Raw genomic sequence first — 12,791 nt, 5'->3', positions numbered from 1 at the left:
CGTGAGTGCCCATCGGGGTCACGGTGTCAGCACGATCCTGCCGAACACCTCGCCGGTGTCCATCTTCTGGTGCGCCAGCACAGCTTGCTCCAACGGCAGCAGCTCGTGCACCACCGTGTGCAGCTCGCCACGGCCTGCGGCAGCGAACTGCTCGGTCCTCACGGCACGCCGGCCGGGTTCGGGGACGGTGTCGGCGCTGAAGGTGGCGAACGACATCGACTTCCGGAACGCCTCGAACATCCGCATGCCGAACCCCGCCGGCGGCGGTCCTCCCACTATGCCGACAGCCACCATACGACCGTTCGGGTTGAGTTTGTCGAAAAACGCCGGCATGTCCGCACCGGCGATGATGTCGATGACGACGTCGTAGCCCGCGGGAGCGTCCTCACCTCCGTCGCCGGAGCGGTCCAGCACGTGGGTCGCGCCGAGCTCGCGCAGGCGATCACCGCGCTCGGCCGACGACGTCGTGACCGCCACCGCGTCGGCACCACCCCGCGCCGCGAGTTGGACGGTCGTGATCCCGATGCTGCCCGCCGCGCCGCGCACCAGCACCGACTCGCCAGGGACGAAGTGGGCGTGGGCCAGGCCGAAATGGGCTACCACCCCGGAGTTCCCGAGCGTCACCGCGTCGGCGGGGGAGATGTTCGCCGGGAGGGGGACGACCTCCTCGACCGGCGCGATCGCGCTTTCGACGTAGCCGCCGCCCACGCCGGTGAACGCCCACACGCGTCGGCCGACCCATGACGCGGCGACGCCGTCGCCGACTGCAGTCACGGTGCCCGCCACCTCACTTCCGAGAATGTGGCCTTCCTCGAAACCGTAGGAAGCGAGAGCACCGCTGCGGATCAAGGCGTCGACCCCACCGACGCCGATCGCCTCGGTTTCGATCAGCACCTGCCCGGCAGCGGGGGTCGGGGCGGGGAGGTCGATGACCGCTAGACCCTCGGGAGGTCCGAACGTCCGGATCGCGACTGCCTTCATGCCGTCTCCATGTCCTGGGGTCCATCGGGACTGCTCCAGGCGCCGCGCGCACGGTCGCGGTGCGGCGGACGCCGGTGGTCTGGCGAGGAACCGCACGCGGGGAAGTGCACGGCTCTCACTCCCGTCGACGCTAGCGGACGCCGCCGTCGGTTTGGTCGAAGACGGAGCTACCACCAGTGCCGCGCTCGGGGCGCGCAGCATCAGACGAGACCGAACGAAGGCACCGCCTACGCCGACCCGGATCCGGCCCCGACCGCGTCCGATGACGCCGCATCGGCCGGGATCAGCGCGACCGACGACGTAGCCGTGCACACCGGTTCTCCGTCCACTGTGGAGATATCCGTGGTGACGGTGAGCGCCGGTACGCCGGCGAGTACTCGCAGGCCGGTGATGGTGGGGGTGACCTGGAGGTGGTCGCCCGCGCGGATCGGGCGCCGGATGTCGAAGCTCTGCCCCCGGTGCACCATCGCCAGGCCGCCAGGGTTGAGCTCGGGGTCGGCCATGAGTCGTTCCAGCGCCGCCCCGCACAGCACGATCGGGTAGGTGGGTGGTGCCACGACCGCCGGGTGCCCGGCCGCCCGCGCCGCCTCGGCGTCGCGGTAGGCCGGGTGGGGGTCGCCGATCGCGTCGGCGAAGCGGGCGATCTCGCCCGCCCCGACCGGATGCGGTGCCACGCCGGGGTACGAGCGTCCGATGACCGCGGGGTCGATCTCCACGTCAGTCCCCCGACTCCGAGATCCCGATCCTGCGGTGCACCCGGCGCAGCAAGGGCGGTGCCCACCAGTTGGCCCGGCCCATCAGCCGCATGAACGCCGGCACGATGACCGCCCGCACCAGCGCGGCGTCGACGACCACCGCCAGCGTCAGCCCGACGCCCAGCAGCTTGAGGATGGAGAGCTGCGAGGTGGCCAGCACCAGCAGCACCGCCGCGACGATGCCCGCCGCCGCGGTGACCAGGCGGCCGGTGCGCTCCAGGCCGATGGCCACCGCCTCCTCGTTGTGGCCGCCGATCAGGTACTGCTCGCGGATCCGGGACAGCAGGAAGACCTCGTAGTCCATCGAAAGCCCGAACGCGATGCAGAACATCAGCACCGGGATGGTGACCTCGATGTGCCCGGTCACGGTGAAGTCCCCGACCAGCCACCGCAGGTTGCCGTACTGGAACACGTAGACCGCGGCACCGAAGCTGGCCGTCAGGCTGAGCAGGTTCATCAGGATGGCCTTGAACGGGATCAGCACGCTGCCGGTGAACAGGAACAGCAGCACCAGGGTGCTCAGGCCCAGCAGCGCCAGCGCGGCCGGGAGCCGTTCCAGCAGGCTCGCCTTGGTGTCGACCAGCACGGCCGTGTCGCCGGCGACGGCCAGCTCGCCGGGGGCCGGGGCCGCCCGCACGGAGCGCACCAGGTCCTCGGCCGCGGTGTCGTAGGGCTCGTGGTCGACGGCCATCGTGATCCAGGCGGTCTCGTCGCTGGTGCGCGCCGGCTGCCCCGGAGCGACCGGTGCGCCTTCGACGTAGACCGCGCCGGGGGCCTGGACACCGGTGACGCCTTCGCGCTGCGAGAGCTCCTGTGCGTAGCGCTCCGTCTCCTGCGATCCCGCGCCGGTGAGCAGCACCTCCACAGTGGTCTGCTTGGCCTGCGGGAACCGCTCGTCGACGATCGTGGCGGCGCGGTGGGACCCGGCGTCGGGCGGCAGCACGCGTTCGTCGGTGAGCCCGAACCGCACGTCGGCGAAGGGGATCGCGAACACCAGCAGCAGCGCGATCACCGGCAGCGACGTGAGCAGCGGGCGCCGCATGACCGACGTGGCGATCCGGTGCCACATCGGGCCTTCGGTGCGAGGTGGTCCGATGAACCGGCTCAGCACGTCCCAGCGCGCGAGGTGCCGGCCGGTCAGCCGCAGCAGCGCGGGCAGGACGACGATGCTCGCGATGCCCGCGATCAGCACCACCGGCAGTGCCGCGTAGGCCAGCGACCGCAGGAAGTACAGCGGGAAGACCAGGAGCGCGGCCAGCGACACCGCGACGGTCACCGCGGAGAACAGCACGGTGCGGCCGGCTTTGGCGGTGCTGGTGGCGATGGCCTCGTCCATCGTGCGGCCCGCGGCGAGCTCCTCGCGGTAGCGGGTGACGATGAACAGGCTGTAGTCCACCGCGAGGCCGAAGCCCAGCGCGGTGGTGATGTTCATGGCGAACATCGAGACGTCGGTGACCTTGGTCAGCAGCGTCAGCACCGCCAGCGTGAGGGTCACCGAGACGGCGCCGATCGCCAGCGGCAGCAGCGCCGCCAGCGGGGTGCGGAACACCAGCAGCAGCAACAGGCCGACCAGCGGGGCGCCGAGCAGCTCGGCCCACACCAGGTCGACCTGGCTCTGCTCGTTGACCTCGGCGTTGACCTGCGCCTCACCGGTGGCCGACAGGCGCAGTCCGGGGAAGTCGCGCTGCAGTTCGGGCACCAGGTCGCGCGACGCGCGCTGCGCGTGGTCCTCCTCGCCGCTGAGGCGCACCGCGAACATCGCGGCGCGGCCGTCCGGGGCGACCAGCGCCGGGTCGCCGGTCTCCCAGAACGAGTGCACCCAGTCGGCCTTGCCGGAGTCCCGCACCGCCTGCTGCAACCGCCGCGCCGCGTCGACTGTCTCGGGGGCGTCCAGCGCCGCCGCCGGCTCGGCCACCAGCACCAGGTTCGGGGTGCCGCCCTGGAACCGCTCGCTCAGCGTCCGTTGCGCCACCGCCGACTCGGAGTCCGACGGCGTGTAGCCGCCGCCCGCGAGCTGGTCGTTGACGCCGGCGCTGAGCGCCAGCGCCGCCCCGCACACGAGTGCGGCCAGCACGAGGACCGCGCGGAAGCGGCGTGCAGCTCCCGCGCCCACCCGGGCCAGCAATGGCGGCTTCTGCTGTTGTTGCGATCGCATGGGCGTTGCGGTCATGGCCGGTCCTCGAGGTGTGTCGTCGGAGCGCTACAGGGGTGGGGCGAAGGCGAGCACGACGTTGTGCCCGCCGAAGGCGAACGAGTTCGACAGCGCCAGGTTGATGCGCGCCTCGCGCGGCCCGCCGTGGACCACGTCGATGCCGAGCTCGGGATCGGGCACCCGGAGGTTGGCCGTGGGCGGGATGACCCCGCTGGACACCGCCTGCACGGTGGCCACGGCCTCGACCGCCCCCGCCGCGCCGAGCGAGTGCCCGGTGAGCGACTTGGTCGCGGTGACCGGGATCCGCTCCACGCCGGTGCCGAACACCGCGCGCATGGCGAGGGCTTCGGCGTGGTCGTTGAGGGCGGTGCCGGTGCCGTGGGCGTTGACGAAGTCGACGTCGGACGGCTGGGCACCGGCGTCGCGCAGCGCCGCGACGATGGCGGCCCGCGCGCCGGCGGCCTCGGGGTGCGGCATCGTCACGTGGTAGGCGTCGGCGGAGCGCCCGTAGCCGGCCATCCGCGCCCGCACCTGCGCGCCGCGCGCGGTGGCGTGCTCGGCGGACTCCAGGACCAGCACGGCCGCGCCTTCGCCCATGACGAAGCCCGTCCGGTCGGCGCTGAACGGACGGCACGCGCTCTCGGGCGCGTCGTTGTCCTCCGACAGCGCGCCGAGGCGCGCGAAGCCGGCCAGGACGCTGCGCGACAGCGGCGCCTCGGCGCCGCCCGCCAGCACCACGTCGGCCTCGCCGAGGCGGATCATCTGCGCCGCCGCCACCAGTGCGTCGGCGCCCGAGGCGCAGGCGGTGGTGACCGTCGTGCAGGGGCCGGTGGTGCCGTAGCGGATCGCGATGGACGCCGACGGGTCGTTGATCATCGACATCGGGACGGTCTTGGTGCGCATCGCCCGCACCCCCGACTCGTGCAGGGCCAGGCAGTTGCGCTCCCAGGTCCCCACGCCGCCCATGCCGGAGCCGATGACCACGCCGATGCGCGAGGTGTCGGACGCGGCGAGGTCGAGCTTGGCCTCCTCGACGCCCAGCCGGGCGGCGACGATCGCCAGCTGCGTGCACCGGTCGGTGCGCAGCTGGTCGCGCCGGGTGAACTGGAACTGCTCGGGCAGGTCCACCTCGGCCGCGATGCGCACCGGGTCGTCGCCCGGGTCGTAGGCGGTGACGCGCCGGACGGCGCTGCGGCCGAGCTGCTGGTTGGCGTGGAACTGCTCGGTGCCGACCCCCAGCGGGCTGACCACGCCCATGCCGGTCACGACGACCTCGTGCAGGCCGGTCACGACGCCGCTTCCGGCTTGTCGGCGGCCGAGGCGGTGGCCAGCCGGGCGACGAGGTCCAGCGTCAGCTCCATGACGTGCCCGACGGTCTCGATGCCCTCCAGCTGGCTCTGCTCCACGCGCATGCCGACCTCGTCCTCCAGCGCGCTGACCAGCTCGACCAGGTCCAGCGAGTCCATGCCGAGGTCCTCGCGCAGGTCGGCCTCCTCGGTGATCTGCTCGGCGGGGATGCCCAGCTGCTCGGCCAGCACCTGCTCGATGCGCTCGAAGATCTCCTTGCGGTCCATGATCACTCCCAGTTGTTGTGGATGCCCGTTGCGGTTTCGCAGACCGCGCGGGCGGATTCGGCGAACCGGTCGATCTCGGCCTCGGTGACCACCAGCGGCGGCTGGAGGCGCACGACCTGGTTGCGGTTGGCGGTGACGAAGGTGAGGATCCGGTGGTCGCGGCCCATCGCGGCCACGAAGCGCAGGCACAGCAGGTCGCCGAGCGCGGTCTCGACGCTGGAGCCTGCCTGCCGCAGCACCTCCCGCACCGGGTCGGGCAGGAGCTCGGCGATCGCCCGGAAGTCACCCGGCAACCGCGAGGCCATGTCCTCGACCGCGGTGCGCACGGCCCCGTCGTAGCGGGCGTCGAAGGCGATCGCGTTCATCAGCCCGATGCCGCGGACCTCGCCCACGAACTCGAACGGCGCGCACGCCTCGGTCAGCGCGTCGCGCAGGCGCCGACCCATCACCTCGGCGCGCGCCGCCAGCTTCTCCGACTCGATCAGGTCCAGAGTCGCCAGCGCGGCCACCGAGGCGAGGTTGCCGCCGCCGAAGGTGGAGGTGTGCAGCAGCGAGCCCGACGACGACCCGTAGGCGGCGTCCCACACCTCGGCGGTGGACAGCGTCGCGGCGATCGGGACCAGCCCGCCCGACAGCGACTTCGCCAGGCACAGCACGTCGGGTTCGACGCCCTCGTGCTCGCAGGCGAACATCGCACCGGTGCGCCCCAGCCCGGTCTGGATCTCGTCCACGATGAACACCGCGCCCGCCTCGCGGCAGATCCGCTGCGCCGCGGTGAGGTAGCCGGGCGGCGGGAGAACCACGCCGCCCTCGCCCTGCACGGGCTCGACGATGAACGCCGCCGCACCCGCGATCGCTTCGCGCAGGGCGTTCTCGTCGCCGAAGGGCACGCCCACGCAGTCGGGCACCATCGGCCGGAACGGGTCGCGGTAGTGGTCGCGGCCGGTCACCGACAGCGCCCCGAAGGTCTTGCCGTGGTAGCTGTTCTCGGCGTGCACGAAGCGGGTGCGGCCGGTGGCGGCCCTGGCCAGCTTCAGCGCCGCCTCGACCGCCTCCGCTCCGGAGTTGCCGAAGAACGCCCGCCGCATCCCGCCCGGCGCGATCTCGCACAGCCGCTCGGCAAGCTCGGCGGTCCGGTGGGGGATGGAGGCGTACTGGACGAACGTGGGCTCTCCGGCCGTCAGGAACTGCCCGACCGCGGCGGTGACCGCGGGGTGGTTGTGCCCGACGTTCAGGCTGCCGTAGCCGCCGATGAAGTCCAGGTACTCCACGCCGTCGGCGGTGGTCAGCGTGCTGCCGCTGCCGCGGGTGAACACGCGGTCCATGCCGTGCACCGCGTAGAAGCCGGCCAGCGGCGGGTTGACGTTGTCGCGGAAGCGGCGCCTGGTCGACTCGGCCGGGTCCGGCCGCTCGGCGGACCAGCCGGGCAGCTCGTCGATGCGGTCGAGCCTGACGAGCCGGCCCCAGCTCGACGGCGCGCTCGGCAGGAAGCCGTGCCGCCGGGCGAGTTCGCCGATCTCGCGCACGCGTCCGGGGTCGAGCTCCCGGCCGAGGCTGAACGACTCGGCGCGCTCCTCGAGGGCGAGCACGACGGTCTCGGCCAGGCAGCCGTTGATCTGTTCGCTGGTAGCCAGCTCCATTCCGTCGAGCACCACCGCGTCGGAAGCCGAGACCAGGCCGCCGTCCAGCACGAGCACGTCGCGGCGCTCGCGAACGGGACGCCGCACGTCGCGGGGCAGCGCGACGTCGACCACGACCGAGCCGGGTCGCAGGTCGTCGCAGTCGATGAGGCCGCCCGCCGACGAGGCCGCCACGATCAGGCGTGTGCGCCGCAGGCATTCGGCGACGTCGTCGCCGATGGTGACCCGGTCGTGCGCGGCGGCGGGCAGCTCGTCCAGCAGCTGCTCGGGTCGCATCCGGCCCTTGCGGTGCACCAGGTGCAGCCGGCAGCCGTCGTCGAGCAGCAGCCTGGCCATCGCCAGGCCGATCGCACCGGGGAAGCCGACGATGCCGACCTCGACGTCGGACGGACGCCGGCCCAGCCGCGCGATGACCGTGCGCAGCAACTCGTGCGCCGAGTACGTGGTCAGGGAGTTCCCGCTGGTCAGCGGCACGTCGACGCGTCGCTGCGTGGTGAGACCGCGGTTGCCGACGATCGAGGTCGCCCCGCCCAGCCCCACCAGCTGAGCACCCGCGCGCCGCAGGTCCTCGACCTGGGCGACGACGTGGTCGACGGCGTCGGTCGCGCGCCGCAGCAGGTCCTCGGCGGTGTGGGGCAGGTACCGCAGGTCGCCTTCGCAGCGGTGGCCGGTGGCCGAGACCACGGTCCCGAACATCGGCATGGGCACGGTGTGCCGCGCGGCGCCGGACGGTGCGCGACCGGTCCGCTCGTCCGCCATGCTCGACAGCAGTGCCGCCGCGCGTACGTAGTTGCGCTGCCCGGTGTTCACCGGGTGCGCGAGGAAACCGAACTTCACCAGCTTCTCCAATCGGCGCGAAGTCGCGGTCGGCCGCGGCAACCGCTCATGCGTCTGTCCTCATCGGACTGTCCGGCCGCGCGGGCCGTCGGTTCGACGCGGTGAACGCCAGGCCGCGTTCGGAGAGGACGTCGCGCTGCCACCCGAGGCCGGCCAGCCCGAGGCCGTCACCCTCGTTGTTGTGCGCCAGCTGGACCGTGCAGAGGTTGATGGCCGCCGGCTCGGCCAGCAGAGCCGCCAGCTCGCCGGGCTCGGCGGAGATGATCCGCCGGTGGCGGACGGTGACGTCGTCGACGCGCCGGGTCCAGTCCTCGTCGACGAAGCTCAGCACGCCGGTCTGCGCGCTGACCGCGGACGGGCGGTGCGCTTCCCGGTAGGTGCGGATGATGGAGTGGCCGCCGTTGACGCACCGGAAGACCGTGAGGTTGCCGCGGTGCGGGCGGCCGTCGGCCGCGATCTGCTGCACCAGCGTCGGCAGGATGTCGGGCACCATCGCCCACGCGCCGTCGCCGACGAAGGCCAGCACGTTGTCGTCGCGGGTGAGCGCGATCGCGGGCACCGACTGCAGCGCGTCGCCCATCAGCGCCCGCCCGGCCCAGCCGGAGAACCCGGGGCCGGTCCTCGGCAGGTCGCAGACCGCAGAGAGTCCGGCTCGCCCGACGTCGTAGACACCGGTGTAGCGGTAGCCGCGTTCGCGGATGAGCTCGTCGAGGACGTCGTGCAGCTGCCGGAAGAAGTAGTTCGGGGTCATCGGCAGCGCCGGCACCAGCCCGACGACGTCGGAGAAGGAGTCCCTCGTGGACTCGATCGCCGCACGCCGCGCCGCCAGCACGGCGGGATCGACCTCGACGCGCTCCAGGAGTGCGGTGAGCAGATCCGGGGCCGGGCAGGCCAGGCCGAGGTCGGTGAACGGCGCGTGGTCGCCGGTGTCCTCGGCCACCTGCACGATCCGGGACCGCTGGAGGTTGCGGGGCGAGAGCGGGGTGTCGATCTCCTCGATCCGGCTGCCGAGGAACAGCAGCGCCTGCTCGTCGGCAGGACGCGGGCGGTCGTCGTGGTGCAGGAACTCGTGGACCCGCGGTGATGTTCCGTACAGGCTCATGGTTCCGAGGTACTCCGGAACGTGGTTTCCCCCGTGGTAGCGGGAAACCACGCCCGGCTGCGTCAGCGAGTCGGCCAGTGCCAGCCCCGTCCGGCGCGCGAGCTCCCGCAACGCGTCGGCGGCCCCGGGGCGCAGCGCACCGGGCTGGCACAGCAGCCGGACGGGTTCGCCTTCGAGTAGCCGCAGCAGTTCGTCGAAGCCCGGCACCACCGCCGACGCCCGCGCGGGAGCGGGCTCCCCGCGGTTGATCGCGACGGGTTTGGCGCTGTCGAGAACTTCCTTGGTCGCGAACAGCACGACCGGGCCCTGCCCGGCGTCGTACGCGGCGAAGGCGGCGGCCAGCCCCTCGGCCATCCGGGAGGTGTGTTCGATGTGCACCACCTGCAGCCCTCGGGCCCGGGCCACCTCGCGGGAGTCCTCCGCGGCGGTGATGGTGCCCTGGAACGGGTACCACTGGCCGGGCTTGGAGTCGGCGCACAGGATGAAGCCCTTCGCCCGCGACGAACGCAGGTTGGCCAGCGTCCCCCGGAACTCGTCGATCATCCCGCTGGTCACCACGACCAGCCCGGGAGCGCCGTCGAGCTGCCAGCGCGCGTGCATCGCGCACGCCAGGCTGTGCTCGCTCGGCCCCCGCAGCACGGGATTCCCGTTCGCGGAGGCATGGCGCTCCAGGTCGTCGATCGCGCGCGCGACGACCGAGCCGGTGTAGCAGTGCAGCCCCCAGGCGGTGCCGGCCCGTTCGTCGAGGAATCGGGCGATCGCGGTGGCCAGCGTCGTCGGCGGTGCCGGGATATGCAGCCGCGACATCTGCTCCAGCTGCACCGAGTCGGTGAACGAGCAGACCAGGTCGGCCACGGCGGCCCACCGCGCCGGGGCCGGCCAGCGCGGCGCGAACCGCCCGAGGCCGATGCGGGCCTGCGCGGGTGGATCGGTGTGCAGCTGGACGGTGGCGGGGGAGGGGGCGAAGCTCACCCGCTCGGGCAGGGCGGCGGTGAGCTTGGCCAGCCGCTCCTCGACGCGGGCCGCCGCCGCGATCGCCGAGTCCCGGAACTCGCGGTGGTCGAGCACCAGCAGGGTCAGCGTCGCCGGCCGCGGGTCCGGGTCGGCAGCCAGCTTCGCGGCCAGGTCGTCCAGCGAGTCGGCGACGACGAGCGCGGGCTCGGCCTCGGGCACCGCGCGGCCGAGGAACCTGCGCGCCCGGCGGACCACCTCGTGCAGTTGCGCGGATTGCGGGGCCGGGCCGGGTGCTCCGGTCAGGTGCTCCAGCGCGGCGGATGCCGATTCGGCGGAGTCGGAACGGGCGTCGTCGGCGACCACCGCGAGGAGCAGGCGGCGCGAAGGTGCCTGCGAGTCGTGCTCAACGGCCATGCGGCGGCCTCTCCTTCGGTTCGGGCACGACCACGGATGTCGTTACCAAAGCACTAGAGCAACACTCTAGTCAAGCACTCTGGTGGGCCGATCGGGCGGGGTGCCGCCGCGGCCGGGAAGTCACCTGCATGGGCTCACCAGTGAATCGATTCAGAAAGCCGAAGCCATGTACTCGTGGCGCGTCCGGGTCCGATGCGGACCGAAAGTGCGCGACCACCGAGCGTGACCGCGCGCCTGCTGCCGATCCCGGCTCACGGCCGCAGGCGCCGGAGCGCGGGAGCACCGCGCGCGGTGGGAAGGACGTCGATCCCGGTCATCGGGCGTCCGGCGGGCTCTTCCACATGCACCGTCTCGCGGAGTAGGAACGCACTGGCCAGTGATCGCACCGGGCCGCGCGGGGCCGGGTGTCGGCCCCGTTCATCCATGACGGTGAGTTAGATTGATGTCCACCTCCTCCCCCCTCCCGATCCGGCGCGACGCAAGGAGCCACATGGCCGCGAAGAAGGCTAAGGGTGCCGCTGACAAGATCCTCGACGCTGCGCTGGTCCTGTTCGTCGAGCGCGGGTACTCCAGCGCCACTATGGACATGATCGCCAAGAAGGCGGGTGTCGCGGTCCAGACGGTGTATTTCACCTTCCAGAACAAGACCAACATCCTCAAGCGGCTGATCGACCTGACCGTGGCCGGTGACGACGAGCCGGTGCCCACCCTGGAGCGGGCCTGGGTGCGCGAGGTGATCGAGGAGCCCGACCCGGTCCGCCACCTCGAGCTCCAGGTGAAGGGGACCGCCAAGGTCTACCGGCGGGTGGCCTCGCTGCTCAACGTGCTGTCCAGGGCCTCCGACACCGACCCGACCGTCGCCGAGCTGTGGTCCAACAACCAGGAGCAGCGCCGCATCGTGCAACGCCGTTTCCTGCTGGCGCTGCGCAAGAAGCACGCGCTGCCGAAGGGGCTGACGTTGCAGCGCGCCGTGGACATCTCGTTCACGATCCTGGGGCCGGAGGTGTTCGAGCTGCTCGTGGTCGACCGCGGTTGGTCGGTTCCGGAGTGGGAGCGCTGGGCTGTGAGCACCCTGCGCTTCCACCTCCTGAGCTGAGTGTCCGGGCTGCGCCGACCGCGGACGGCATCGGGAGCGGGGGGAGTCGCGCCGGTGGTCGTCACAGCGGACCGACCGCTCCGGTGAGCTGTGCCAGTGCGAGGGTGAGGAAGAAGTTCCCCCACACCGTCTCCACGGACTCGGTGCCGTCCGGCCCGGTGCGGTAGCTGCCGTGCAGCAGCGCCCCGGACCCGGTGAGGTGCTCGTCGACCAGCGCGTCGACGGTGGCCATCGCGAAGTCCCGGTAGCGCCGGCCGGACTCGCACCCGCGGCCGAGCGTGATCAGCGCGTAGGCGCTGATCGCCGCCGCGGAGGTGTCGGGTTCGGCCGGTGGGCCATCCGTGCGGTCCGGTGGCGGCTGGTGCGGCCGGGTTCTGAGCCAGTGCTCGGCGACCGAGTGCGCGAGCGGCAGGTACGCGCCGTCCAGTTCCGTCGCGGCCTCGGCGAGGCCCAGCAGTGCCCACGCCTGTCCCCGCGACCAGGTGCCTGGTCGCGGCTCGGGGCGGAGCCGAGAAGTCGCGTCGTCCCAGCGCAGATGCGCCGACACCGCGCCGTCGGCGGCGAGGCAGAGCCGGACGTGCTCGTCGAGGTGGGCGCGGGCCAGGGCGGTGTGGGCGCCGTCGGACCACGGCAGCAGCCGCACGAGCGCGGCCAACGGGTCCACGAAGGACTCGCGCAGCCCGTGCTCCCCGGTACCGAGCGCCGTGCCCATCGGGATGATGCCCAGCTCGGGCCGGAAGTCCGCCGCGAGCGCCTTGGCGCCGATGTGCGCGACCTCGGCGGCGCGTGCGTCGCCGGTGAGCAGGTGCCCGAGCGCCGCGCCGTACCAGAACGTCATGGCCCTGGTCGACGTCGAGTCGTCGGCGCGCGGCAGCAGCGACTCCGTCCAGTCCGATGCCGCCCGCAGGTGCTCCCGTTCGCCGGTGACGGCGGCGCGCAACCACAGCAGGCCCACCCAGAAGCCGCCGGTCCACGAACCCCGGCGAGACGTGGTCCAGGTGCCGCCGGGATGCCGCGCGAACATCGGGAACCGGTCGCCGACCTCCTCCAGCGTCGTGTTCACCCCGAGCAGTGATCGCTCCAGCGCCCGCTCGTAGCCGGCCATCGCTCACCATCCCCCCCCGGTATCGGCGTTCCCCCGCCGACGGACTGTAGTGGTGCTCCAACGCGGTGGTCCAGTTGGTTTGACCCACTCGTGACCGGACCGTGCGCCCGGATCCGGCGCAGGCCCCGGGGTCCAGACGTCGTAATCGGCGAGAGTTCCGGCGGAGGCGAACGAGCGAGCT

General features: G+C 72.5%; 9 protein-coding genes. 1 reads left to right on the top strand and 8 read right to left on the bottom strand.

The genetic code is table 11. From position 1 onward, the window contains the following. Nucleotides 1-18: 18 nt before the first annotated feature. The 7 genes from SACE_RS20065 to SACE_RS20035 all read right to left on the bottom strand — a co-directional run bounded on the left by SACE_RS20065 (nucleotide 19) and on the right by SACE_RS20035 (nucleotide 10,409). Complete coding sequence (locus tag SACE_RS20065; RefSeq protein ID WP_009947013.1) at nucleotides 19-981, bottom strand: zinc-dependent alcohol dehydrogenase family protein; 963 nt, start codon at nucleotides 979-981, stop codon at nucleotides 19-21. A gap of 227 nt (nucleotides 982-1,208) precedes the next feature. Beyond that, nucleotides 1,209-1,697: an FAS1-like dehydratase domain-containing protein gene (locus tag SACE_RS20060; protein ID WP_009947014.1), complete on the bottom strand. Its 489-nt coding sequence runs from the start codon at nucleotides 1,695-1,697 to the stop codon at nucleotides 1,209-1,211. Nucleotide 1,698: 1 nt separating this feature from the next. Then, entirely contained in the window at nucleotides 1,699-3,906 is a 2,208-nt protein-coding gene (locus SACE_RS20055; protein ID WP_231849705.1) for an MMPL family transporter, read from the bottom strand. A gap of 30 nt (nucleotides 3,907-3,936) precedes the next feature. Next, complete coding sequence (locus SACE_RS20050) at nucleotides 3,937-5,178, bottom strand: beta-ketoacyl-[acyl-carrier-protein] synthase family protein (RefSeq protein ID WP_009947016.1); 1,242 nt, start codon at nucleotides 5,176-5,178, stop codon at nucleotides 3,937-3,939. After that, a complete protein-coding gene (locus tag SACE_RS20045) occupies nucleotides 5,175-5,462 on the bottom strand; it encodes an acyl carrier protein (protein ID WP_011874252.1) in 288 nt (95 codons plus the stop codon). Before SACE_RS20045 ends, SACE_RS20050 begins: the two co-directional genes overlap by 4 nt. Nucleotides 5,463-5,464: 2 nt before the next feature. After that, nucleotides 5,465-7,939: a prodigiosin MAP biosynthesis aminotransferase PigE gene (gene pigE / locus SACE_RS20040; RefSeq protein ID WP_011874251.1), complete on the bottom strand. Its 2,475-nt coding sequence runs from the start codon at nucleotides 7,937-7,939 to the stop codon at nucleotides 5,465-5,467. A gap of 46 nt (nucleotides 7,940-7,985) precedes the next feature. Further along, on the bottom strand, nucleotides 7,986-10,409 hold the full coding sequence (locus SACE_RS20035) for a hypothetical protein (protein WP_009947019.1): 2,424 nt from the start codon (nucleotides 10,407-10,409) through the stop codon (nucleotides 7,986-7,988). A 490-nt stretch (nucleotides 10,410-10,899) separates the two neighbouring features. On the opposite strand from SACE_RS20035, the gene SACE_RS20030 reads away from it, so the two are divergent. Further along, nucleotides 10,900-11,505 (top strand): TetR/AcrR family transcriptional regulator, encoded by a 606-nt coding sequence (locus tag SACE_RS20030; protein WP_009947021.1) that lies wholly within the window; start codon nucleotides 10,900-10,902, stop codon nucleotides 11,503-11,505. A gap of 61 nt (nucleotides 11,506-11,566) precedes the next feature. On the opposite strand, the gene SACE_RS20025 is transcribed toward SACE_RS20030, so the two are convergent. Beyond that, on the bottom strand, nucleotides 11,567-12,610 hold the full coding sequence (locus SACE_RS20025; protein WP_009947022.1) for a glycoside hydrolase family protein: 1,044 nt from the start codon (nucleotides 12,608-12,610) through the stop codon (nucleotides 11,567-11,569). Between the last annotated feature and the right edge of the window lie 181 nt (nucleotides 12,611-12,791).

The organism is Saccharopolyspora erythraea NRRL 2338 (assembly GCF_000062885.1).
GTDB lineage: Bacteria > Actinomycetota > Actinomycetes > Mycobacteriales > Pseudonocardiaceae > Saccharopolyspora_D > Saccharopolyspora_D erythraea.
The sequence above is the reverse complement of the archived record's forward strand: the minus strand, read 5'-3'. Positions and strand labels throughout refer to the sequence as shown.

What these genes read in the sequence shown, in the direction of transcription:
- SACE_RS20035 (WP_009947019.1), bottom strand. Translation starts at nt 10,409, where the DNA reads ATGGCCGTTGAGCACGACTCGCAGGCACCTTCGCGCCGCCTGCTCCTC.
- SACE_RS20030 (WP_009947021.1), top strand. Translation starts at nt 10,900, where the DNA reads ATGGCCGCGAAGAAGGCTAAGGGTGCCGCTGACAAGATCCTCGACGCT.
- SACE_RS20025 (WP_009947022.1), bottom strand. Translation starts at nt 12,610, where the DNA reads ATGGCCGGCTACGAGCGGGCGCTGGAGCGATCACTGCTCGGGGTGAAC.
- SACE_RS20045 (WP_011874252.1), bottom strand. Translation starts at nt 5,462, where the DNA reads ATGGACCGCAAGGAGATCTTCGAGCGCATCGAGCAGGTGCTGGCCGAG.
- SACE_RS20065 (WP_009947013.1), bottom strand. Translation starts at nt 981, where the DNA reads ATGAAGGCAGTCGCGATCCGGACGTTCGGACCTCCCGAGGGTCTAGCG.
- SACE_RS20055 (WP_231849705.1), bottom strand. Translation starts at nt 3,906, where the DNA reads ATGACCGCAACGCCCATGCGATCGCAACAACAGCAGAAGCCGCCATTG.